This window comes from Streptomyces sp. CNT372, assembly GCF_000377145.1.
In genome coordinates this window covers 182,359-203,363 of sequence record NZ_KB897784.1, presented here as the reverse complement: position 1 = coordinate 203,363, position 21,005 = coordinate 182,359, and the positions used below count along the sequence as shown (strand labels likewise).

General features: G+C 73.3%; 20 protein-coding genes and 2 pseudogenes. 7 read left to right on the top strand and 15 right to left on the bottom strand.

What is annotated here, in order from left to right:
* Positions 1-40: 40 nt before the first annotated feature.
* The 4 genes from C593_RS0119830 to C593_RS0119815 all read right to left on the bottom strand — a co-directional run bounded on the left by C593_RS0119830 (position 41) and on the right by C593_RS0119815 (position 4,999).
* The gene (locus C593_RS0119830; protein ID WP_026277865.1) at positions 41-652 is read right to left on the bottom strand and encodes a hypothetical protein; all 612 of its coding nucleotides are present in this window, start codon (positions 650-652) and stop codon (positions 41-43) included.
* A gap of 238 nt (positions 653-890) precedes the next feature.
* The gene (locus tag C593_RS0119825; RefSeq protein ID WP_018849050.1) at positions 891-2,198 is read right to left on the bottom strand and encodes a hypothetical protein; all 1,308 of its coding nucleotides are present in this window, start codon (positions 2,196-2,198) and stop codon (positions 891-893) included.
* Between the two features lie 72 nt (positions 2,199-2,270).
* Entirely contained in the window at positions 2,271-3,590 is a 1,320-nt protein-coding gene (locus C593_RS0119820) for an erythromycin esterase family protein (protein ID WP_018849049.1), read from the bottom strand.
* 134 nt (positions 3,591-3,724) lie between these two features.
* Positions 3,725-4,999 (bottom strand): DUF1343 domain-containing protein, encoded by a 1,275-nt coding sequence (locus tag C593_RS0119815; RefSeq protein ID WP_018849048.1) that lies wholly within the window; start codon positions 4,997-4,999, stop codon positions 3,725-3,727.
* Positions 5,000-5,255: 256 nt separating this feature from the next.
* Between C593_RS0119815 and C593_RS0119810 the strand changes: the two genes are divergently transcribed.
* Together C593_RS0119810 and C593_RS0119805 are read left to right on the top strand one after the other, a co-directional pair.
* Positions 5,256-6,023, top strand: a complete 768-nt coding sequence (locus C593_RS0119810) for an SDR family oxidoreductase (RefSeq protein ID WP_026277864.1) — start codon at positions 5,256-5,258, stop codon at positions 6,021-6,023.
* A 240-nt stretch (positions 6,024-6,263) separates the two neighbouring features.
* Positions 6,264-6,857, top strand: a complete 594-nt coding sequence (locus C593_RS0119805) for a TetR-type transcription factor C-terminal domain-containing protein (RefSeq protein ID WP_026277863.1) — start codon at positions 6,264-6,266, stop codon at positions 6,855-6,857.
* 97 nt (positions 6,858-6,954) lie between these two features.
* Here C593_RS0119805 and C593_RS0119800 read toward each other — a convergent pair whose 3' ends face one another.
* The 10 genes and pseudogenes from C593_RS0119800 to C593_RS0119760 all read right to left on the bottom strand — a co-directional run bounded on the left by C593_RS0119800 (position 6,955) and on the right by C593_RS0119760 (position 14,473).
* Positions 6,955-8,169 carry an acyl-CoA dehydrogenase family protein gene (locus C593_RS0119800; protein ID WP_018849045.1) on the bottom strand — a complete coding sequence of 405 codons (1,215 nt, stop codon included), beginning with the start codon at positions 8,167-8,169 and terminating at the stop codon, positions 6,955-6,957.
* Positions 8,170-8,175: 6 nt separating this feature from the next.
* Complete coding sequence (locus C593_RS0119795; RefSeq protein WP_026277862.1) at positions 8,176-9,195, bottom strand: phosphotransferase family protein; 1,020 nt, start codon at positions 9,193-9,195, stop codon at positions 8,176-8,178.
* Between the two features lie 122 nt (positions 9,196-9,317).
* Positions 9,318-9,712: pseudogene (locus C593_RS33875) on the bottom strand (MBL fold metallo-hydrolase); the annotation flags it as partial.
* 216 nt (positions 9,713-9,928) lie between these two features.
* Positions 9,929-10,225, bottom strand: coding sequence for a hypothetical protein (locus C593_RS0119785; RefSeq protein ID WP_018849042.1), 297 nt, complete (start codon positions 10,223-10,225; stop codon positions 9,929-9,931).
* 196 nt (positions 10,226-10,421) lie between these two features.
* Positions 10,422-10,736: a DUF202 domain-containing protein gene (locus tag C593_RS0119780; RefSeq protein WP_018849041.1), complete on the bottom strand. Its 315-nt coding sequence runs from the start codon at positions 10,734-10,736 to the stop codon at positions 10,422-10,424.
* Positions 10,733-11,122 carry a DUF202 domain-containing protein gene (locus C593_RS0119775; RefSeq protein WP_018849040.1) on the bottom strand — a complete coding sequence of 130 codons (390 nt, stop codon included), beginning with the start codon at positions 11,120-11,122 and terminating at the stop codon, positions 10,733-10,735. The genes C593_RS0119780 and C593_RS0119775 overlap by 4 nt, the downstream gene beginning before the upstream one ends.
* A 10-nt stretch (positions 11,123-11,132) precedes the next feature.
* A complete protein-coding gene (locus tag C593_RS0119770) occupies positions 11,133-11,645 on the bottom strand; it encodes an NUDIX domain-containing protein (protein WP_026277861.1) in 513 nt (170 codons plus the stop codon).
* Between the two features lie 156 nt (positions 11,646-11,801).
* Positions 11,802-12,221, bottom strand: a pseudogene (locus C593_RS33870) (ASCH domain-containing protein); the annotation flags it as partial.
* A 154-nt stretch (positions 12,222-12,375) separates the two neighbouring features.
* Positions 12,376-13,773, bottom strand: coding sequence for a GntT/GntP/DsdX family permease (locus tag C593_RS0119765; protein ID WP_018849038.1), 1,398 nt, complete (start codon positions 13,771-13,773; stop codon positions 12,376-12,378).
* Between the two features lie 190 nt (positions 13,774-13,963).
* Positions 13,964-14,473, bottom strand: a complete 510-nt coding sequence (locus C593_RS0119760) for a gluconokinase (RefSeq protein WP_026277860.1) — start codon at positions 14,471-14,473, stop codon at positions 13,964-13,966.
* A gap of 229 nt (positions 14,474-14,702) precedes the next feature.
* Between C593_RS0119760 and C593_RS0119750 the strand changes: the two genes are divergently transcribed.
* From C593_RS0119750 to C593_RS0119735, 4 genes are all read left to right on the top strand, one after another.
* Entirely contained in the window at positions 14,703-15,404 is a 702-nt protein-coding gene (locus C593_RS0119750; protein ID WP_026277859.1) for an FCD domain-containing protein, read from the top strand.
* Positions 15,405-15,704: 300 nt separating this feature from the next.
* Positions 15,705-17,159 (top strand): amino acid permease, encoded by a 1,455-nt coding sequence (locus tag C593_RS0119745; RefSeq protein ID WP_018849034.1) that lies wholly within the window; start codon positions 15,705-15,707, stop codon positions 17,157-17,159.
* 160 nt (positions 17,160-17,319) lie between these two features.
* Positions 17,320-18,408, top strand: coding sequence for an S-(hydroxymethyl)mycothiol dehydrogenase (locus tag C593_RS0119740; RefSeq protein WP_018849033.1), 1,089 nt, complete (start codon positions 17,320-17,322; stop codon positions 18,406-18,408).
* Positions 18,408-19,037 (top strand): MBL fold metallo-hydrolase, encoded by a 630-nt coding sequence (locus C593_RS0119735; protein WP_018849032.1) that lies wholly within the window; start codon positions 18,408-18,410, stop codon positions 19,035-19,037. The genes C593_RS0119740 and C593_RS0119735 overlap by 1 nt, the downstream gene beginning before the upstream one ends.
* On the opposite strand, the gene C593_RS0119730 is transcribed toward C593_RS0119735, so the two are convergent.
* Entirely contained in the window at positions 19,010-19,948 is a 939-nt protein-coding gene (locus C593_RS0119730; RefSeq protein ID WP_026277858.1) for a pseudouridine synthase, read from the bottom strand. The two genes, C593_RS0119735 and C593_RS0119730, sit on opposite strands and share 28 nt — an antisense overlap.
* Before the next feature lie 98 nt (positions 19,949-20,046).
* On the opposite strand from C593_RS0119730, the gene C593_RS0119725 reads away from it, so the two are divergent.
* The gene (locus tag C593_RS0119725) at positions 20,047-20,925 is read left to right on the top strand and encodes an ABC transporter substrate-binding protein (protein WP_486591154.1); all 879 of its coding nucleotides are present in this window, start codon (positions 20,047-20,049) and stop codon (positions 20,923-20,925) included.
* The last annotated feature ends 80 nt before the right edge of the window (positions 20,926-21,005 follow it).

Below are 21,005 nucleotides of genomic sequence, written 5' to 3'. Positions count from 1 at the left end.
GGGCCCCGGAACCCTGCCCGGCACCGGGACCCCGCGGGCGTCAGGCGACCGAGGCGAGCGCGCCGCGTCCCGCCCGCCGGGCCGCGGCCACCGCCTCGGGGGTGAGCACCGGCTGCGGCACCACGATTCCGCAGCCCGTGCAGACCGGGCCCGAGGAAGGCTCGTGCTCCAGGCCGTGCCGCCACACGATGTGGGTGTCCCCGCACACCGGGCAGGCGTCGTCCGGGTCCGCCTCCAGCGCCCGGATCAGCCGGCGCAGCACCTCGCCCAGCGGCTGCGTCGGGTGTTCGCCGGGGGTGTCGCAGCGGGCGACCCCGTGGCCGCCCCAGGTCCTGCGGTGCCAGTCGTCGATGTGGCCGGGACGGCGCAGCCCCTCGTGCTTCTCGCGCTTGCGGCGGTCGGCGAAGTCCTCCTCGTAGGCGAGCCAGACCGCCCGGGCGTCCTCCAGTTCGTCGAGCGCGGCCACCAGCCGCGCCGGATCCGGGTCCCGGTCCTCCGGTCCGATGCCGTGCCTCGCGCACAGATGGTCCCAGGTCGCCCTGTGCCCGTAGGGGGCGAACCGTTCCAGGCACTTGCGCAGCGAGTACCTGCGCAGAGCCGTGTCGCACCTCGGGTCGCGCACCTGTCTTGCCAGACTGCGGAAACCTGCCATGGTCCCGGCACCTCCGTCACTCGTACACCGGCGTTGAGGAATGGACGTAGGAGTGCCCGTTCCGGCTCCGTCGAAAATGCCCGGAGGTGGATTGGGCCGGATCCGTGCCCTCGTTCCCCCCGTTCGGGTAACCCCCGTCGAAGCCTTGTACGCCTGGTGCACGCCCCCGGAGTGCGTCAGGTCCCGGGCAACCCCTGGCGGTGTGCGGCGGATCCCGGCCCGGTCCGCCGGACACCTCTCAGCGCCCCACGCGCCCCGCCGCCAGCACCACGCGGGCCAGTTCCTCGTGGCAGATGTCACTGTGCGCGCCCGCGGGCGGCCCGCCGCGCCGGACCACCGGTGCCGCGTCCACGCTCACGCACCCGGACCGGGGCAGCGCCCCGCTCAGCGCCTCCGCCAGAGTGATCCGGGCGGCGCCCGTCTCGGCCGGGATGCCGTCGTGGCCCATCGCCCACCAGCGGGGGTCCGCCCGCACCGCCGAGGCCGGGTCGCCCGCGAGCCCGGCGGCCAGCGGGTAGAAGACGCCCAGCGCGCTGTCGTACCGCGAGTGGCAGGCCACCACCGGGCCGTCCACCCGCTCATGGAGGGCAGCCAGCGCACCGCCGCTGTGCGGGGCGCCCGGCAGCCCGCAGGCGAACGCGTAGTGCGACAGCGCCCCCTGGAGGAGGACGAGGGACTTGACGTTCTCCGCCCCCTCCGGCAGCCCCCGAAGCGCGAAGGCCATCAGGCGCGCGCCGTGGCCGTGCCCCACGAGATGCACCCGCAGTCCCGGCGCGGTGCGCGCCAGCCGCCCGAGCAGCGGCCCGAGCCCCATCTCGCCGACCGCCCCGGCCCGCCGCTTCATCGCGTAGTACGTGGTCTGCCGGAGCAGTTCCTTGGCTCCCCGCCACGCGGGCGCCAGGTCGCCGGTGAAGGACGGCGGGCCGGGGGGCGCGCCCGGTTCCGCGTCGAGGGCGTCCGCGAAGCGGCGGCACAGGGTGAGCGCGTCCTCGTAGAGGACGGCGGGCGGGCCCTGTTCCTCGGACGGCAGGTCCTCCGCGAAGCCCGTCTCCAGGCCGCCCGGCGGGGCCGCCGCGAGCTGCCGGGCGAGCCGGCCGAACTCGCCGAAGGCGGCCCGGGACTCGGGCCGCTGGTCCAGCAGCAGGGCCAGCCGGCGCACGGTCGCCCGGTGGCCGGGGTGCAGCCCGGCCAGCACCTCCCGGGTCCACCGGTCGAGCCCCGGCCCGGCCGGCTGCGCGCCCGGCGCGGGGGAGGCCACGTCGGGTATCGGCTCGTCGCCGAAGCGCATCGACGGCCAGAGCACCCCGCCGTAGCCGAGCCGCGCCTGCGGTGTCTGCGCCGCCGACTTGGCGAACTCCGCGAAGAACGCCGCGTTCAGGCGCCGTGCCGTCGACGGGGTGTTGTTCCACCCGTGCGCGAACAGCACCAGGTCGGTGACCCCCTCCTCGCCCGGCCCGCCGCCGGGCCGCCCCTCGTACGGTTCCAGCAGATCGCCGTCCGCGTCGAAGACGACCTCCCGGTACGGCTGCACACCCGCCCCCGCCATGGCACGCCCCTCCCTCTTCCCCTCCTGACAGCATCCTGCGCAAGAAGGGAAACGGCCATACCCGGGCGGCCCTCAGAGCCGGTCGGCCGCCCGCACCCGGTGCAGGTGGATCAGGACGTCGTACGACGTGAGGAGGCGCACCGGTTCCGGTTCGGCGGGCCAGGCGTTGCCGATGTCCCGTGTCGGACGGGTCACTCCCAGCCATGCGCGGGCGGCCGGGGGAGCCGACCGCAGGTCCAGGTACCAGTCGCGGTCCGCAACCCGCGCCAGCGTGTGCTCGTTGCTCCCGGGCGGGGGAGGGCCGACGGAGAAGGTGCCCTGCGCCTCCTGCGGGTCGGTGAGGTCGAGGGCGTGGAACGAGCCGCTGCCGAAGGTGAACCCGATGCCGGCGTACCGGGTGCCGACGGCCTCCCGCAGGAAGGTGCCCTGGACCTTCGGGTACCGCTCGGGGTCGCTGGTCTCCAGCCGGATGTGGCCGTTGTGGGCGGAGACCAGCATCCGGTGGCCGGTGTGCCGCTGCCACCAGAGGGTGTTCTCGGCCATCACCCGGTCCCGGTAGCGCATGGCCGCGGCCGCGCCCGCCGGCTGGTGCAGGTCGAAGGAGAACTCGGTCCCGGTCTGGGCGATGGCGCGCGCGTGCTGGAGGACCAGGGCGTGGCGTTTCCGGTCCGGACCGGGCGGCAGGCTCTCCAGCAGGGCGAGGGCCGCCTGGACGTCGGCGGCCAGGGCGCGGCGCTCGGCGAGGGGGCGTGCCAGGGAGCGCTTGACGGCCTCGTGCACGCTCCCCTGTGGCCGGGAAGCGCGGTAGCGGTCCTCGAACACGGGCAGCAGACGCGGGTGGTGTTCGGCCACCCAGGCGGTCACCTCGTCGAAGAGCCGGGTGCCCGCGTGGGCGAGGTCGTTGCCCATGAACTGGACGGGCCGGTCGGGGTGGCGGAGGTTGTACGCCCGCATCCAGCGGATCAGGTCCAGGTGCTCACGGGTGTGCCAGATCAGATACGACTCCTGGAACTCCTCGCGCATGATCGTGCGCGGGTCGCCGTCGCCGTGCAGCACGTAGTCGTTGAGCCGCAGGCCGGCGCTCCAGGTGGCCTCCAGGGCGTAGGTCCGAAAGCCCCGGCGTTCCACCAGGTGCCGGAAGAGCCGGTGCTTGGTGGTGAAGAACTCGGCGGAGCCGTGCGTCGCCTCGCCGACCCCCACGATCGTCGCGCAGCCGATCGCCCGCTCCAGCGGCCGGAGATCGGAGAGCGGGTGGGCGGCACGGGCCAGGGCACGCACCGGGTCGGCGTCCCGCTGATGCGCGCGGGCCGGGGCGGTGAGCGCGATCAGGGCGAGGGCGCAGAGGAGGAGCAGCAGATGCCGCCGCAGGGGGTGGCGTCGTAACCGGTTCATGGTTCCACCCTGGCCGGACGCCCTTGAGCGCGGCCAGGGTGGACGCCCCCGTCCCCGGGGTGGGGTCCGCCCCACCCCGGAGGGCAGACGGCGGCCCGGGGCCCCGTCGGTGCACACCGGGCGGGGGCGCCGCGTCAGTAGCGCAGATGGCGCCTGCGTACGCGGCGGAACGCGGCCAGGTCGCCGGACCACGCCCCCACCACCTCGTCGGTGTCCGCGCCCGCGTCGATCAGGGTGCGCACCGACGCCGAACCGGTGAGCTTGTCGATCCAGTTGTCCGGCCGCCAGGCGAAGCCGCTCCAGCTCCGCTTCGCGGTCACCAGCAGCCCGATCCCGGTCCGCACCGGATCGAACGCCTGCCGGTCGTGGACGTGCAGCTGCACCCCGCCGACGGTCTTCCCCTGGAACTTGGAGAAGACCGGGGCGAAGTACGCCTCCCGGAAGCGCACTCCGGGCAGCTCCAGCGCGTTCGCCGCCTCGGCCCAGCGCCGGTCGATCCCCTCGGCGCCCAGCAGTTCGAACGGGCGGGTGGTGCCGCGCCCCTCCGAGAGGTTGGTGCCCTCGAAGAGGCAGGTGCCCGAGTAGACCAGCGCGGTCTCGGGCGTGGGCATGTTGGGGCTCGGCGGCACCCAGGGCAGCCCGGTCGCGTCGAAGAAGTCCGAGCGCCGCCAGCCCTTCATGGTGACCGTCTCCAGGTCGACCGGCCGTGCCGCCAGGAACTCCGCGTTGAACAGCAGCGCCAGTTCCGCGACCGTCATGCCGTGCGCCTGCGCGATGGGCTCCCGGCCGACGAAGGTCGCGAACGCCTTGTCCAGCACCGGCCCGAGCGCCGCCCGCCCGGTCACCGGGTTCGGCCGGTCCAGCACCACGAACCGCTTCCCGGCCCGCGCAGCCGACTCCATGCAGTCGTAGAGGGTCCAGATGTACGTGTAGAAGCGGGCGCCCGCGTCCTGGATGTCGAAGACGACGGTGTCCACGCCCGAGGCGGTGAAGATGTCGGCCAGCTCCTGACCGCTCTTCAGGTAGGTGTCGTAGACCGGCAGCCCGGTCGCCGGGTCGTCGTAGCGGCCCTCGGAGCCGCCCGCCTGCGCCGTGCCCCGGAAGCCGTGCTCGGGACCGAAAACGGCGCGCAGGTCCACGCGGTCGTCGGCGTGCATCACATCCACGATGTGCCGCACGTCGCGGGTGACGCCGGTGGGGTTGGTCACCACGCCGACGCGTTCACCGGACAGGGCCGCGTAGCCGCTCGCGGCCAGCCGCTCGAAACCGGTGCGCACCCGTCCGGCGGACGCCCCGTGGCCGCCGTGCGGGCCGCGGCCGTCCTGGGCGGCGGCGCCCGGGGCAGCAGCGGCGGTCGCGGCGAGTGCGCCGGTGCCCGCGGTGAGCAGACCCCGTCTGGACAGTCCCATCGGGCCACCTCCGTGATCGCTGTCTGTCATGGCCACGCAGGCTAGCGCTCCTGACCGCCGCCGGGAACGACCCCGGCACGCCCGTCGTGCCGCCCGGCCGCCCTCTTCCTCCCGTACATACCGACCGGTTAGTCTGACCTTCTGGCCGGACCATCCCGGCCGACCTTCCGGCCGGAGACCGACGGCCGGCACGGCACGGCAGGCGCCCACGGGCCGGCCCGCCGCGGGAAGCACGGCAGGGGAGAGGCGGAACACGATGAGTACGGTGCGGGGCGCGGGAGTTGTCGTCACGGGCGCGGGCGGCGGGATCGGGGCCGCGCTGGCCCGCCGGTTCGCCGCCGAGGGCGCACGGGTCGTGGTCAACGACATCGACGGCGCCAAGGCGAAGGCCGTGGCCGACGAGATCGGCGCCACCGCCGTGCCCGGCGACGCCTCCGGCATCGTCGAGGAGGCGCGCGACGCCCTCGGCGGCACCGTCGACGTCTACTGTGCCAACGCGGGACTCGGCTCCGGCGGCGACGCCTTCGCCGACGAGGACGTGTGGGCCGCCGCCTGGGACGTCAACGTGATGGCCCATGTCCGCGCGAGCCGCGCCCTGCTGCCCGACTGGCTGGAGCGCGGCAGCGGCCGCTTCGTCTCCACTGTCTCCGCCGCGGGCCTGCTCACCATGATCGGCGCGGCCCCCTACAGCGTCACCAAGCACGGCGCCCTCGCCTACGCGGAGTGGCTCTCGCTGACCTACCGCCACCGGGGTCTGAAGGTGCACGCCATCTGCCCGCAGGGTGTGCGCACGGACATGCTCGCCGCGACCGGATCGGCGGGCGACATCGTCCTCCAGCCCACCGCCATCGAGCCGGAGGCGGTCGCCGACGCCCTCTTCGACGCGATGCGGGGGGACCGCTTCCTCGTCCTCCCGCACCCCGAGGTCGCCGGCTACTACGCGGCGCGGGCCACCGAGCCCGACCGCTGGCTCGGCGGTATGAACCACATCCAGCGCACCTGGGAGAAGACCCGGGACGCCTGACCGGCCATCCCGGAACGCACCCGGCCCGGCCGCCAGGCCCGCCCCCGGCCGGCGCCCGGCGAAGGCCGGGCGGATGGCCGGGCGGAGGCCGCGCGGAGTCCCCGCGGAGGTCCGGTGGCGGCCGTCGGGCCGGGCGGATGGGAAGATCCTCGGGCGGGGTCCGCGCCGAGGGGGCGCGACCCCCACCGCGCGGGAGCCGCGCGGCGGACGACAGGCACAGCGGAAAGGCGGGTGGCGGCGATGGCCAAGGCGACGGACGGGGAGGGCACGCCCGTACCGCAGAGGCTGCTGGCCACCGCCACCCGGCTGTTCGCGGAGCAGGGGTACGACCGCACCTCCGTGCAGGAGATCGTCGAGGCGGCCGGCGTCACCAAGGGCGCGCTCTACCACTACTTCGGCTCCAAGGAGGACCTCCTCCAGGAGGTCTACGCCCGGGTCCTGCGCGTCCAGCAGGAACGCCTCGACGCGTACGCGGACGCCGACGCGCCCGTGGCGGAGCGCCTGCGGGGCGCCGCGGCGGACGTGGTGGTGACCACCATCGACAACCTCGACGACGCGGCGATCTTCTTCCGCTCGATGCACCATCTGAGCCCGGAGAAGCACAAGCAGGTCCGCGCCGAGCGCCGCCGCTACCACGAGCGCTTCCGCGCGCTGGTCGAGGAGGGGCAGCACAGCGGCGTCTTCTCCTCCGCCACCCCGGCCGACCTGGTCGTGGACTACCACTTCGGCTCGGTCCACCACCTCTCCACCTGGTACCGCCCGGACGGCCCCCTGACCAAGCAGCAGGTCGCCGACCACCTCGCGGACCTTCTCCTGCGCGCGCTGCGCCCGTAACCGCCCCCGGCCCCGGCCCGGCCCCCCAGGCAGGGCACCTCCGGTGACGCGGACGGGGCCCGGGCGAACCCGGGCCCCGTCACCGCACACGCGCCCCCTACAGGTACTGCTTCAGCTCCCGCCGGGCCAGCGAGCGCTGGTGCACCTCGTCCGGGCCGTCCGCCAGCCGCAGGGTCCGCGCCCCCGCCCACAGGTCCGCCAGCGGGAAGTCCTGGCTCACCCCGCCCGCGCCGTGCACCTGCACCGCCTTGTCGATGATGTCGACCACCGCGCGCGGGGTCGCGATCTTGATGGCCTGGATCTCGGTGTGCGCGCCCTTGTTGCCCACCGTGTCCATCAGCCACGCGGTCTTCAGCACCAGCAGCCGCAGCTGCTCCACCGTCACCCGCGCGTCCGCGATCCAGTTCTGCACCACGCCCTGCCGGGCCAGCGCCTTGCCGAAGGCCTCACGGGAGACGGCCCGGCGGCACATCAGCTCGATCGCCCGCTCGGCCATGCCGATCAGGCGCATGCAGTGGTGGATCCGGCCCGGCCCCAGCCGGGCCTGCGCGATCGCGAAACCGCTGCCGGGCTCGCCGATCAGGTTCGCCGCCGGTACCCGGGCGTCGGTGAACACCACCTCGGCGTGGCCGCCGTGGGAGTGGTCCTCGAAGCCGTACACCTGCATGGCCCGGCGGATCTCGACCCCCGGGGTGTCCCGGGGCACCAGGATCATCGACTGCTGGCGGCGGATGTCGTCGCCGTCCGGGTCGGTCTTGCCCATCACGATGAGGATCTCGCAGCGCGGGTTCATCGCCCCGGAGATGTACCACTTGCGGCCGTTGACCACGTACGCGTCGCCGTCGCGGTCGATCCGGGTGCGCACGTTCGTCGCGTCGGACGAGGCGACCTCGGGCTCGGTCATCGCGAAGGCCGAACGGATCTCCCCGGCGAGCAGCGGCTCCAGCCAGCGCTTCTTCTGCTCGTCGTCGCCGAACTGGGCCAGCACCTCCATGTTCCCGGTGTCCGGGGCCGCGCAGTTGAGGGCGGTCGGCGCGAGGTGCGGGCTGCGGCCGGTGATCTCGGCGAGCGGCGCGTACTGGAGGTTGGTGAGCCCGGCGCCGTGCTCCGCGTCCGGCAGGAAGAGGTTCCACAGGCCCTGGCGGCGGGCCTCGGCCTTCAGATCCTCGACGACCGCCGGGGTGTCCCACGGCGAGGCGAGCGCGGCCCGCTGCTCCCGCTCGACCTCCTCCGCCGGGTACACGTACGCGTCCATGAAGGCGAGCAGCCGGGCGCGCAGCTCCTCCGTGCGGGCGTCGAATGCGAAGTCCATGGCTGCTCAGCCTTCCTGAAGGGTGGTGAGACCGTGCTCGATGAAGACGGGGACGAGGTCGCCGATCCGGTCGAAGCCGGGCCCGACGGTCTGTCCCAGGGTGTACCGGTAGTGGATGCCCTCCAGGATCACGGCGAGCTTGAACCAGGCGAAGGCCGTGTACCAGGAGATGGCCGAGGCGTCCCGGCCCGAGCGCTCCGCGTACCGCGCGATCAGCTCGGCCGGGTCGGGGTGCCCGGCCGCGCCCGCGGTGGTGCTGATGGGGGAGCCCGCGAGTTCCAGCGGCCTGCTGTACATCACGAGCAGCCCGAGGTCGGTCAGCGGGTCGCCCAGGGTGGACATCTCCCAGTCGAGCACGGCCCGGATGCGGTCGTCCTCGCCGATCAGGACGTTGTCCAGCCGGTAGTCCCCGTGCACCACGGCCGGGGCCGGGGAGACGGGCAGCTCCCGGCCCAGGGCGGCGTGCAGTTCGTCCACGCCCGCCAGTTCCCGTCCGCGCGAGGCGGCCAACTGCTTCCCCCAGCGGCGCAGTTGCCGGTCGAGGAAGCCCTCGGGGCGGCCGAAGTCGCCGAGCCCGACGGACTCCGGATCGACGGCGTGCAGATCGACCAGCGTGTCGACGAGGGAGAGCACCGCGCCCCGGGTCCGCTCCGGCCCGAGCGGGGCGAGCTGCTCGGCCGTGCGGTACGGGGTGCCCTCGACGTACTCCATGACGTAGAACGGCGCCCCGATCACCGACTCGTCCTCGCAGAGCAGCACCGGCTCGGGCACCGGCACGGCGGTGGGGGCGAGCGCGCTGATGACCCGGTGTTCGCGCTTCATGTCGTGCGCGGTGGCGAGGACGTGCCCGAGCGGGGGCCGCCGGACGACCCAGCGGCCGGTGCCGTCGGTGACGAGGTAGGTGAGGTTCGACCGGCCGCCCTGCACGATCGTCGCGTCGAGGGGGCCGTTCACCAGCCCGGGGCGTACGCGGTCGAGATGTCCGCGCAGCGAGTCGGGATCGAGGCCCTGTGGGGCTGGGCTCATGGTGCGCACCTCCGGGGGCGGTCTGGTCGGCGGGCCGGGTGGTCGGCCCGGGCCGCGACCATGATGACCGACCAGTCGGTATGTCGTCCAGTGCGCCCCCCGAAGCGCCGCGCGGATCACATCCGGAGACAGCGCTCGGTCTCGTCGTGCACCGAGGGGTCGGTCACGCGCCCGTGACCGGGGACGACCACCTCCGCGTCCAGGGCCCGCAGCACCTCCATGGCCCGCAGCGAACCGCGCGGCGACCCCGTGGGCACGAACGGCGTCCCGCCCTGGGAGACCGGTCACCGGTGAACACCACGCCCCGGTCGGGCAGGTGCACCGCCGTGTCCTCGGTGGTGTGCGCCACCCCGCCCGGGTGCAGCGGCGCGGCGCCGGTGGCGCGCAGGGACGCGCGCACGGCCCGCGTGCGGGCCTCCGTGGCGGCGGTGTCGATCAGCAGGATGGAGCCGCCGTCGCTCACGAACCCCGCGTTGCTCAGGCAACAGCCGCCGTCGGGCTGGATGCAGGCGTGCACCCCGGGTGCGAGACGGGTGGTGTGCGGGTCCGTGGAGGGCGCGCGGTCGCCCCTGACGAGTCGTCCGGCGGGCCGGCCGGTCGTCGTCGCGTGCGGTCGCGTGGACTGCCGCTCAGAGCCTGCCAGTCGGGGCATCCGGGGGAGGGTAGGGCCGCCGGTCGGAGACCGGAAACAGGACGGCGGCGGCCGGAGCCGCCGCCGGGCCGGTCGCTCGGGTCAGTGGTCGTCCCAGTGTCCGTCGTGCTCGGCGTGACGGTGCCCGTCGTGCACGTAGTCCACGTGGTCGCCGTGGACGACCGCCGGGTGGCCGCAGCCGGAGCCGTGCCGATGGGCGTGACCGCTGTGGGACACGTGCTCGCCGGGCTCGCACTCGTCCCAGTGGCCCTCGTGCTCCCGGTGCAGATGACCGTCGTGCGCGTAGTCGAGATGGTCGCCGTGGCGGATCTCGGTGTGGCCGCAGTCCGGGCCGTGGGAGTGGGTGTGTGCGGGGTGCTCCTGGTGGAGGACGGTCATGACGCTCACCTTGATGTGGGGGATATGCGGCGTTCTGCCGCTTTCCAGGCTAGACCGGCCCGGGCCCCGGCACCCCTCACCGGGCCGCGCGCCCCGAAAGCCGGCCCACCACCGGCTGCCCGGCCCGCCGGGCAGCCGGCCGCCCACGAGCAGCCGGCCGGCCGAAGCAGCAAGCCGGCCCGCCGGACAGCGCCGTTCAGACCACGATGGCCACGGCGAACGCCGCCAGCGCCAGCGTGCACGCCACCGCCCCCAGGGCCTCCGCCCGGGTCAGCGGGGCGGGCCGGGCGGCGCCCATCGCCGTGATCCGCCGGTGCGCCAGCGCCAGGAAGGCCAGCAGCGCGGCCATGCACAGGGCAAGGGCGACCACGCCCGCCCACCTCACGCCGTCGTCCACCACCTGCCGTACCGCGAGCACGGCGACCACCGTCCAGCTCAGCGTGGTGCGCCGCCAGGAGAGCCGGGTGCGCTCCGGCTGGAGCCCCGGGTCCCGTTCCGGGGCCGTCCTCACACGTCCCCCAGCGCCACGACCACCACCATGACCACCGCCACCGCCGCCACCAGCAGGGCCAGCAGGGCGGGGAATCGGGAGACGGGCAGATCCTCGCCGCGGCGCATCGCCTGCTCGCAGCGCACCCAGTGGTTCACCGCCCGCACCGCGCACACCGCGCCCGTGGCGATCAGCGCCAGGGCCAGGGTGACGCGGACGGACCGGTGCAGGTCGGGCAGGAACTGGTCGACGGCGAAGCCGCCGCCGATCAGGGCGAGGGCGGTCCGGACCCAGGCGAGGAAGGTGCGTTCGTTGGCGAGGGAGAAGCGGTAGTCCGGTGTCACGCCCTCGTCCCGGACCCGTGCCGGGGCGAACCACAGCCGCAGGCCGCGTACCCATCCGCTCACGCTGCGCACCCTAACCGCGCCGTCCGCTCGGGAGGGCGAGGAGCCTGCGGTACGCGTGGAGGCCGTCCGGCGCCCACTCCCAGGGCCCGTCGAGCCGCGTGCCCAGCTCCTCGTCCGTCAGGAAGCCGTACCAGGCGACCTCCGACTCCTGCGGGTCGACGGGCAGGGTGCAGCGGACCTCGTAGACGGCCGACCACCAACTGCGGGCCGGGTCGCCGCCGTCCTCGTACAGGAACCGGAAGAGCGGGACGGGACGGGGGAGTCCGCGCACCCCGAGCTCCTCCTCGGCCTCGCGCAGCGCCGCCTCGTCGTAGCTCTCGCCCGCGCCCACGACCCCGCCGACGAACATGTCGTACCGGGAGGGGAACACCTGCTTCGCGGCGGTCCTGCGGTGCACGAAGACCCGCCCCTCCGCGTCCCGGACCAGCACGAACACGACCCGGTGGCGCAGCCCGCGCGCGTACACCTCGCCGCGCGGGGCCTGCCCGGTGACGCGGTCGTCCTCGTCGACGACGTCCAGCATCTCCTCGGCGGGATCGGGACGGGGGCCGGCGGGATCGGCGCGATCGGCGGCAGGGCCGGGACCGGCGGCAGAACCGGCGGGGCCGAGGCCGGCAGGGCCGGGACCGGGGGTGGCGGAGGCGGGCGCGGCGGGGGTCCGGGGAGCGCCGCCGCCGTCCAGCCGCTCCACCACCCGGAAGCGCTCCGCCACCACCATCGTGGTGTCGTCCACCGTGAACTCCGGGTCCCCCAGCGCCTCCCGCATCTCCTCGCCGTGCCAGAACGCCTCGTGCCCGGCCCGCCACTCGGCCACCGAGCGATGGCCCTCGCCCTCGTCGAGCGCGTGCCGGAGGTCGACCTCGCCGAGCGGGAGGACCCGCACCTCGGTCAGTTCCAGAACGGCGACCTCGCGGCCTGCCGAGTCGATGAGGGCGGACCGCTCGCCGACCGGCGGGAGTTCCTCGTCCTCCGCCTCGTACTCGGCGAGCAGCCCGGTCGTGGAGACCTTCTCGCCGCGCAGCACGGCGTCCACCAACCGGTCGCGCAGCGGGCCGGGGAAGGCCAGCAGATACGGCTTCAGGGCTTCGCGCTTCTCCATGGCCGCAATTCTGGCACCGGGGCACCGCCCGCCCCGCACCACCGGGCCCGCCCGCCCCGCACCTCCGGGCTCCGCCCCGGGTGCCGGAAACAGACCCGGCCCGGTCCGCGCGGGGGCGGCGGGCCGGGCCGGTCGTCAGGGGCGGTGCCGGGACCTACAACACCAGGGACAGCAGCAGGACGAAGACGATGCCGACGACCGAGATGATGGTCTCCATCACCGACCAGGTCTTGATCGTCTGGCCGACGGTCATCCCGAAGTACTCCTTCACCAGCCAGAATCCGGCGTCGTTGACATGGCTGAAGAAGAGCGAACCGGCGCCGATCGCGAGGACCAGCAGGGCCGCGTGCGAGGTCGACATGTCGGCGGCGAGCGGGGCGACCAGACCGGCGGCCGAGATGGTCGCCACGGTGGCCGAACCGGTCGCCAGCCGGATCGCGACCGCGATCAGCCAGGCGAGGAGCAGCGTCGGGACGGCCCAGTCCTCGGAGAAGTCCAGGATCATCCGGCCGACGCCGATGTCGATCAGGGTCTGCTTGAAACCGCCGCCGGCGCCGACGATCAGCAGGATGCCCGCGATGGGGGCGAGGGACTTCTCGACGGTGGAGCCGATCCGCTCCCTGGTGAACCCGGCCGCGCGGCCGAGGGTGAACAGGCCCACGAGCACGGCGGCGAGCAGGGCGATCAGCGGCGAGCCGATGACGTCGGTGACCCGCTGGACGGGGTTCGCCGGGTCGTCGACGACGATCTCGGCCAGGGCCTTCGCCATCATCAGGACGACCGGCAGCATGACCGTGACGACGGTGGCGGCGAAGCCGGGGCGCTTCTCCAGCTCGTCCGAGGCGCGCTGCGGGATCATCTTCTCCGGCGCGGGGATGTCCACCCAGCGGGCGGCGAACCTCGAGAACACCGGACCGGCGATGATCACCGTCGGTATGGCGACGACCAGGCCCAGGGCCAGGGTGACGCCGAGGTCGGCGCCGATGGCGTCGATCGCGACCAGCGGACCGGGGTGCGGCGGGATCAGACCGTGCATCACGGACAGGCCGGCCAGGGCCGGGATGCCGATCCGCATCAGCGAGTAGTTGCCGCGCTTGGCGACCATCAGCACCACCGGGATCAGCAGCACGATGCCGACCTCGAAGAAGAGCGGCAGACCGATGACCGAGGCGATGAGCACCATCGCCCAGGGCATCGCACGGCCGCTCGCCTTCGCGAGGATCGTGTCGACGATCTGGTCCGCGCCACCGGAGTCCGCGAGCAGCTTGCCGAGGATCGCGCCGAGGGCGATCAGCACGCCCACGCCCGCCACGGTGCTGCCGAGCCCCGCGGTGAAGGAGGCGATGGTCTCGGCCGGCGGCGCGCCCGCGAACAGGCCGAGGGAGAGCGAGCCGATGGTCAGGGCCAGGAAGGCGTGGAGCTTGAAGCGGGTGATGAGCAGGACGATGACGGCGATGCCCGCGAGCACGGCTATGCCGAGACGGGCATCGCCCGCCGAGGTGATCGGCTCGACGGTGTCCGCTGCCAGCATCTCGACGCTGAGACTGGTCACGGTGGTTCCTTCGTCACAGAGGGTCGGGGGAGTCACGGGGGATCGGGGGAGTCCGAGAGGGTCGGGGGAGTCACGGGGGATCGGGGGAGTCCGAGAGGGTCGGGGGAGTCACGGGGGATCGGAGGACTCCGAGGGGGCGGGGAGTCCGAGGGTGAATCGGGGTGGGGCAGGGGGACCCCGGGCCGGAGGGTCAGCCGTCGAGCCGGCGCAGCGCGGCGACGGCCCGTTCGGTGATCTCCTCGGGGGTTCCGGTCACCTCGACGGAGACACCCGCCTCGTCCTCGCCCAGCGGCTGCAGGGCGGCGAACTGGGAGTCCAGCAGGGCCGTGGGCATGAAGTGCCCCCGGCGCTGCGACATCCGGCGCTCGATGAGCTCCCGGTCGCCGGTCAGGTGCAGGAACACCGCGTCCGGCGCGGCGGCCCGCAGCCGGTCCCGGTAGTCCCGCTTGAGGGCGGAGCTGGACACGACACCGCCCAGGCCCGCCCGTTCGTGGGCCCAGGCGCCGATGGCGTCCAGCCACGGCCGGCGGTCCTCGTCGTCCAGCGGGGTGCCGGCCGACATCTTGGCGATGTTGGCGGGGGGATGGAAATCATCGCCCTCGGCGTAGGGAACGCCCAGTGCGGCGGCGAGCAGACGTCCGACCGTGGTCTTGCCGGTGCCTGCCACGCCCATCACCACAACGACGTGAGGGGTGCTCATCAGTGCCTCGCTGTTCGTCTTCGTCGACTCGGACCGCCGCCCGGGTGTGGCCAGGTGGCCGGAAGGCGTCGGTCCGTCGCGCTACTGAAACCTATGAGGTACGACGTATTCAAGAGTCTGAGACATAAACGTCATACTTTTTGGATCCGGCATTGTGTGCGGCCCGTTCCGGATGCCCGCGGCCGCCCTGCCGGGCCGCCCGCCGGCCGGCGGCCCGTACGCTTCGTCCATGACCACCGAAGGCCGAGGGCTTCACACGCACGTGCTCGACACCCTCGGCCTCGCCATCACGGCGGGCGAGTATCCGCAGGGCAGCGTGCTGCGCACCGACGAGGTCGCCCAGCGCTTCGACGTCTCGCGCACGGTGGTCCGCGAGGTGGTCCGCGTCCTGGAGTCGATGCGTCTGGTGGAGTCCCGCCGGCGCGTCGGCGTCACCGTGCGGCCCGCCGAGGAGTGGAACGTCTACGATCCGCGCGTCATCCGCTGGCGCCTGGCCGGCGCCGACCGCCCCCGCCAGCTGCGCTCCCTCACCGTGCTGCGCTCCGCGATCGAACCGGTGGCCGCCTCCCTCGCCGCCCTGAACGCCACCCCCGAGCAGTGCGCCGGCCTCACCGAGTGCGCCCTCGGCATGGTCGCCACCTCCCGCGGCCGGCAGCTGGAGGCGTACCTGGAGCACGACATCGCCTTCCACCGGATCGTGCTGAACGCCTCGGGCAACGAGATGTTCGCCCGGCTCGGGGACGTGGTCGCCGAGGTGCTGGCCGGGCGCACCCACCACCATGTGATGTTCGAGGACCCGGACCCGGCCGCCGTCACCCTGCACGTCCAGGTCGCCGAGGCCGTTCGCGAAGGCGACGCCGAGCGGGCGGAGCGCCTCACCCGGGAGATCGCCGTCGGCGCCCTGGAGGAGCTGGACGTGCTCGCCCCCTGAGCCCTCCCACGGTGCCGTCCCTCCCCGGCGGCACTGGTCAAGAGCACCCTCTCCCGCATGTCATCCTTGCTTCATCCCCTCGAAACCTCTGAAATACCTCAGATCTATGTCTGGGTGAGGCAGGCCGCTGCCAGAATCCCAGGGTTGCCTCGACGATGAGCCCCGGGCCCCGCGCCCTCGGGCCGCTCGGTGCTGATCACCCCGCATCGCTGGTGGTGATCACCCCGCATCGATCGGGGAGGCCGCCGGACGACGGCCGGGCACCGCACCAAACCCCTCACAAAGGCGAACACCACCCCCATGAGTGACCGCATCACGGCCGCGGCCGAGACGCCCGCCCCCTCGACGGGCTCCCCCCATGTCGACGCCGGGGACGCCGGGTACCGCAAGGACCTCAAGTCGCGGCACATCAACATGATCGCGATCGGCGGCGCCATCGGCACCGGCCTGTTCCTCGGCGCCGGCGGGCGCATGGCGAACGCGGGCCCCTCGCTCTTCATCGCCTACGCGGTCTGCGGCGTCTTCGCCTTCTTCGTCGTCCGCGCCCTCGGCGAGCTGGTGCTCTACCGCCCGTCCTCCGGCGCCTTCGTCTCCTACGCCCGCGAGTTCATGGGCGAGAAGGGCGCCTACACGGCCGGCTGGCTGTACTTCCTGAACTGGTCGACCACCGCCATCGCCGACATCACCGCGGCCGCCACCTACGCCCACTTCTGGGCCATGTTCAGCGACGTCCCGCAGTGGATCCTCGCCCTCATCGCGCTCGCCGTGGTCCTGGCCGCCAACCTGATCTCGGTGAAGTACTTCGGTGAGATGGAGTTCTGGTTCGCGATCATCAAGGTCGCCGCGCTCGTCCTGTTCATGCTCATCGGCATCTTCCTGATCGTGACCTCCCACGACATCGGCGGCCACACCCCGGGCTTCTCCACCATCAGCGACAACGGCGGCATCTTCCCCAGCGGCGTGCTGCCGATGCTGCTGCTGATCCAGGGCGTGGTCTTCGCCTACGCCTCCGTCGAGCTCTGCGGCGTCGCCGCCGGCGAGACCGAGAACCCCGAGAAGATCATGCCGCGCGCGATCAACTCGATCATGTGGCGCGTGGGCCTCTTCTACGTCGGCTCGGTCGTCCTGCTCGCCCTGCTGCTCCCGTACACCGCGTACTCGGCGGGCGAGAGCCCCTTCGTCACCGTCTTCGACAAGCTCGGCGTCCCCGGCGCGGCGGGCGTGATGAACCTCGTCGTCCTCACCGCGGCCCTGTCCAGCCTGAACTCCGGCCTCTACTCCACCGGCCGCATCCTGCGCTCCATGTCCCTCGCGGGCTCCGCGCCGAGGTTCACCGGTGTCATGAACAAGGGCGGTGTGCCCTACGGCGGCATCCTGCTGACCGCGGGCTTCGGAGTCCTCGGCGTGGTCCTCAACTACGTCATGCCGGGCGAGGCCTTCGAACTGGTGCTGAACTTCGCCTCCGTCGGCATCATCGGCACCTGGGCGATGATCATGATCTGCTCGCTGCTGTTCTGGCACCGCTCCCAGGCGGGCCTGCTCAGCCGCCCCTTCTACCGCCTGCCGTGGGCCCCGTACACCCAGATCGTCACCCTGATGTTCCTCGGCTCGGTGCTGGTCCTGATGTGGATGGACGGCGGGATCAGCCGCACCACCATCAACTGCCTGCCGCTGATCGCCGCGGCCCTGGTCGGCGGCTGGTTCGTGGTCCGCGGCCGGGTGAACGCCGTCGCCGCCGGGCACACGGAGCTCTGAGCCCCCGCCCGGATCCGCCGACTGCCTCCCGAGCCCTGCCCCGCCGCCCGTCACCGCACGGACGGCGGGGCCGCGCCGTTTCCACAACCCCGGCGCGCGCCGTGCGGAAGGGCCATAGTGGGGGACGACATCACCGCGCGAGGAAGGGCAGGCCACAGACATGCCGCAGCAGGTGAACGGTGTGATCGCTCCGGGGAAGGACGAGCCGGTACGGGTGGAGGCGATCGTCATTCCGGATCCCGGGCCGGGGGAGGCGGTGGTGAAGATCCAGGCCTGCGGGGTGTGCCACACCGATCTGCACTACAAGCAGGGCGGGATCAACGACGAGTTCCCCTTCCTGCTGGGCCACGAGGCCGCGGGTGTGGTCGAGTCGGTCGGCGACGGGGTGAGCGAGGTCGCTCCGGGGGATTTCGTGGTCCTGAACTGGCGTGCGGTCTGCGGCCGCTGCCGGGCCTGTCTGCGGGGCCGGCCCTGGTACTGCTTCGACACCCACAACGCGCGGCGGAAGATGACCGTCGCCGCGACCGGCGCGGAACTCTCGCCCGCGCTCGGGATCGGCGCGTTCGCGGAGAAGACCCTGGTCGCCGCCGGTCAGTGCACGAAGGTGGATCCGGCGGTGGCGCCCGAGGTGGCGGGGCTGCTGGGCTGCGGGGTGATGGCCGGGATCGGCGCGGCGGTCAACACCGGCCGGGTAGGACGCGGTGACACGGTCGCAGTCATCGGCTGCGGCGGGGTCGGGGACGCGGCCGTCGTCGGCTCCCGGCTCGCCGGTGCCGCGAGGATCATCGCGGTCGACATCGACGACCGGAAGCTGGAGACCGCCCGCGCGATGGGCGCCACCCACACCGTCAACTCCCGCACCACGGACGCGGTGGCGGCGATCCGGGAGCTGACCGGGGGCTTCGGCGCGGACGTCGTCATCGAGGCGGTGGGCCGCCCCGAGACCTACGAGCAGGCGTTCTACGCCCGCGACCTGGCCGGCACCGTCGTCCTCGTCGGCGTCCCCACCCCCGACATGAAACTCGAACTCCCCCTCCTTGACGTGTTCGGGCGGGGCGGGGCGCTCAAGTCGTCCTGGTACGGGGACTGTCTGCCCTCCCGGGACTTCCCGATGCTGATCGACCTCCACCAGCAGGGCCGCATCGACCTCGGCGCGTTCGTCACCGAGACCATCGGCCTCGGTGACGTGGAGAAGGCGTTCGCCCGGATGCACGAGGGCGACGTCCTGCGCTCGGTGGTGGTCCTCTGATGGCCGCCCGTATCGATCACCTGGTCACCTCCGGCACCTTCTCCCTCGACGGCGGCACCTGGGACGTCGACAACAACGTCTGGATCGTCGGCGACGACACCGAGGCCGTCGTCATCGACGCCGCCCACGACGCCAGGGCGATCCTTGCCGCCCTCGGCGGACGCACCCTGCGCGCCATCGTGTGCACCCACGCCCACGACGACCACATCGACGCCGCCCCGGCCCTCGCCGCGGCCACCGGCGCCCCCATCCTCCTCCACCCCGACGACCTGCCCCTGTGGAAGAGGACCCACCCCGACCGCGCCCCCGACGCCGACCTCACCGACGGGCAGCGACTGACCGTCGCCGGCACCACCCTGACCGTCCTGCACACCCCCGGCCACGCCCCCGGCGCCGTCTGCCTGCACGCCCCGGAGCTGGGCACCCTCTTCAGTGGCGACACCCTCTTCGCCGGCGGTCCGGGTGCGACGGGCCGGTCGTTCTCCGACTTCCCGACGATCATCGAATCCCTCCGCGACCGGCTCCTGACCCTGCCCCCGGAGACGGTCGTGCGCACCGGTCACGGCGAGTCGACCACCATCGCCGCCGAAGCACCCCACCTTCAGGAATGGATCGACCGCGGCCACTGAGCCAGCCGCAGCCCGCTGGTGAACCGGTGCTCCCGTCCGGTGACGGGGTCGGTGAACTCCAGCGCCCGCGCGAGCAGTTGCAGCGGGCGCCCGAAGTCCTCCGGCCCCTCCGCGCGGACCTCCGGGTACAGCGGGTCGTCCAGGATCGGCAGCCCCAGCGCGTTCATGTGCACCCGGAGCTGATGGGTCCGGCCGGTACGCGGCAGCAGCCGGTACCGGCCGAGCCCGCCGGCCGTCCCCACCAGTTCGATCCGGCTCTCGCTGTTCGGCTCGCCCGGCTCCTCCCGTGCCGCGAGGACTCCGCGCTCCTTCACGATCCGGCTGCGCACCGTGCGCGGCAGTGCCACCGCCGGGTCGTACGCGGCCACCGCCTCGTACTCCTTGCGCACCCGCCGCTCGGCGAACAGCGACTGGTACGCACCCCGGTCCTCCGGCCGCACCACAAAAAGCACCAGCCCGGCCGTCAGCCGGTCCAGCCGGTGCGCGGGCTGGAGCCGGGGCAGCCCCAGCTCCCGCCGCAGCCGGGCCAGGGCGGTGTCGGTGACATGGCTGCCGCGCGGCATGGTCGCCAGGAAGTGCGGCTTGTCCACGACCAGCAGCCGCTCGTCGCGGTGCACGATCCCGAGGCCGAACGGCACCGGGGCCTCGGGCGCGAGATCCCGGTGGAACCACAGCGTCCGCCCCGGGGTGTACGGCTCCTCCCCGCGGACCGGCCCCTCCCGGCCGACGAACCGCCCCTCCGCGAGCATCGCCGCCACCCGCTCCGCCCCGATCGCCCCGCCGTACCGCGCCACCAGATGCTCGCCCACGGTCGCCCAGGCCCCCGCCGGGTCCTCGGGCAGCCGCACCCGCACGGGATCGATCCCGTCCCGCTGGGGCAGCGGCGCGGGATCCCTGTGTCGTCGCCTCACCGGCCGGACTCTACGTCCTCCCACGTGGCTCCGGCCGTCGTATGGTTCGGGGTGATTTATGGTGACTCAAGGAGTACGCCCCGACCGGAGGTGCAATGATGCGCGCCGCGGCAGCGATCGTCTCCCTGGCTGCCGGCGTCGCGCTCGTCCTCACGACTGCGGCGTGCGACCAGGAGGGCCCGGACACGCCGGAGGCCCGCTACGGCGACTGCGCGGTCTCGGGACGGCACGGGGAGTTCGACCTGTCGCCCGTGACGGCGGGCGTCCTCACGGTCAGGACGACCCTGCCCGCGCCCGGCTGGTGGAACGGCGACACCCCGCAGTCCGTGCGGAGCGGCTACGAGTACTGCATGGCTGCCAACATCGCCTACCGCTCCGGACTCGACCGGGTGAAGGTGCAGAACGCCCCCTTCCCCGAGATCGTCTCCGGCCGGGCCAGGAACTTCGACCTGGCCCTGGCCCAGATCACCATCACCCCCGAGCGCAGCAGGGTCGCCGACTTCTCCCCGCCCTACCTCTCCTCGACCCTGGGAGTGCTGATCAGGGACGGCGAGGACATCGACGAGGACACCATCCGTGACGTGCGCATCGGAGTGGCCGAGGGCACCACGGGCGAGGAGTTCGTCGAGAGGCGGATCCGGCCGAGAGAGCCCGTCACCCCCTTCGCCAACGACCCGGCGATGGTCGAGGCGCTGGAGGACGGCCGGATCGACGCGGTCGTCCACGACACCACCATCCTGCTGCCGTACCTCCAGGAGCGGGAGGGCAGCGTGCGCCTCCTCGGCCAGTACCGGACCGACCAGGGGTACGGCGCCCTGTACCCGAAGGGCTCGCCCGAGAAAAACGAGCTGGACCGGATCATCCGGCAGCTCATCGACGACGGGACCCTGGCCAAACTGTCGGCCGTCTATCTCGGGGCCGCCTTCGGCCAGGACCCGGCCAGGATCCCGTACCTCACGGTCGACGGCGGCCCCTGAGCACGGGGCGCCGCTCCCGGCTGGACCGCTCGCTCCCCGCTGGACCGCTCCCGCTCCCTGCCGGCGCGGTGCCCGCCGCC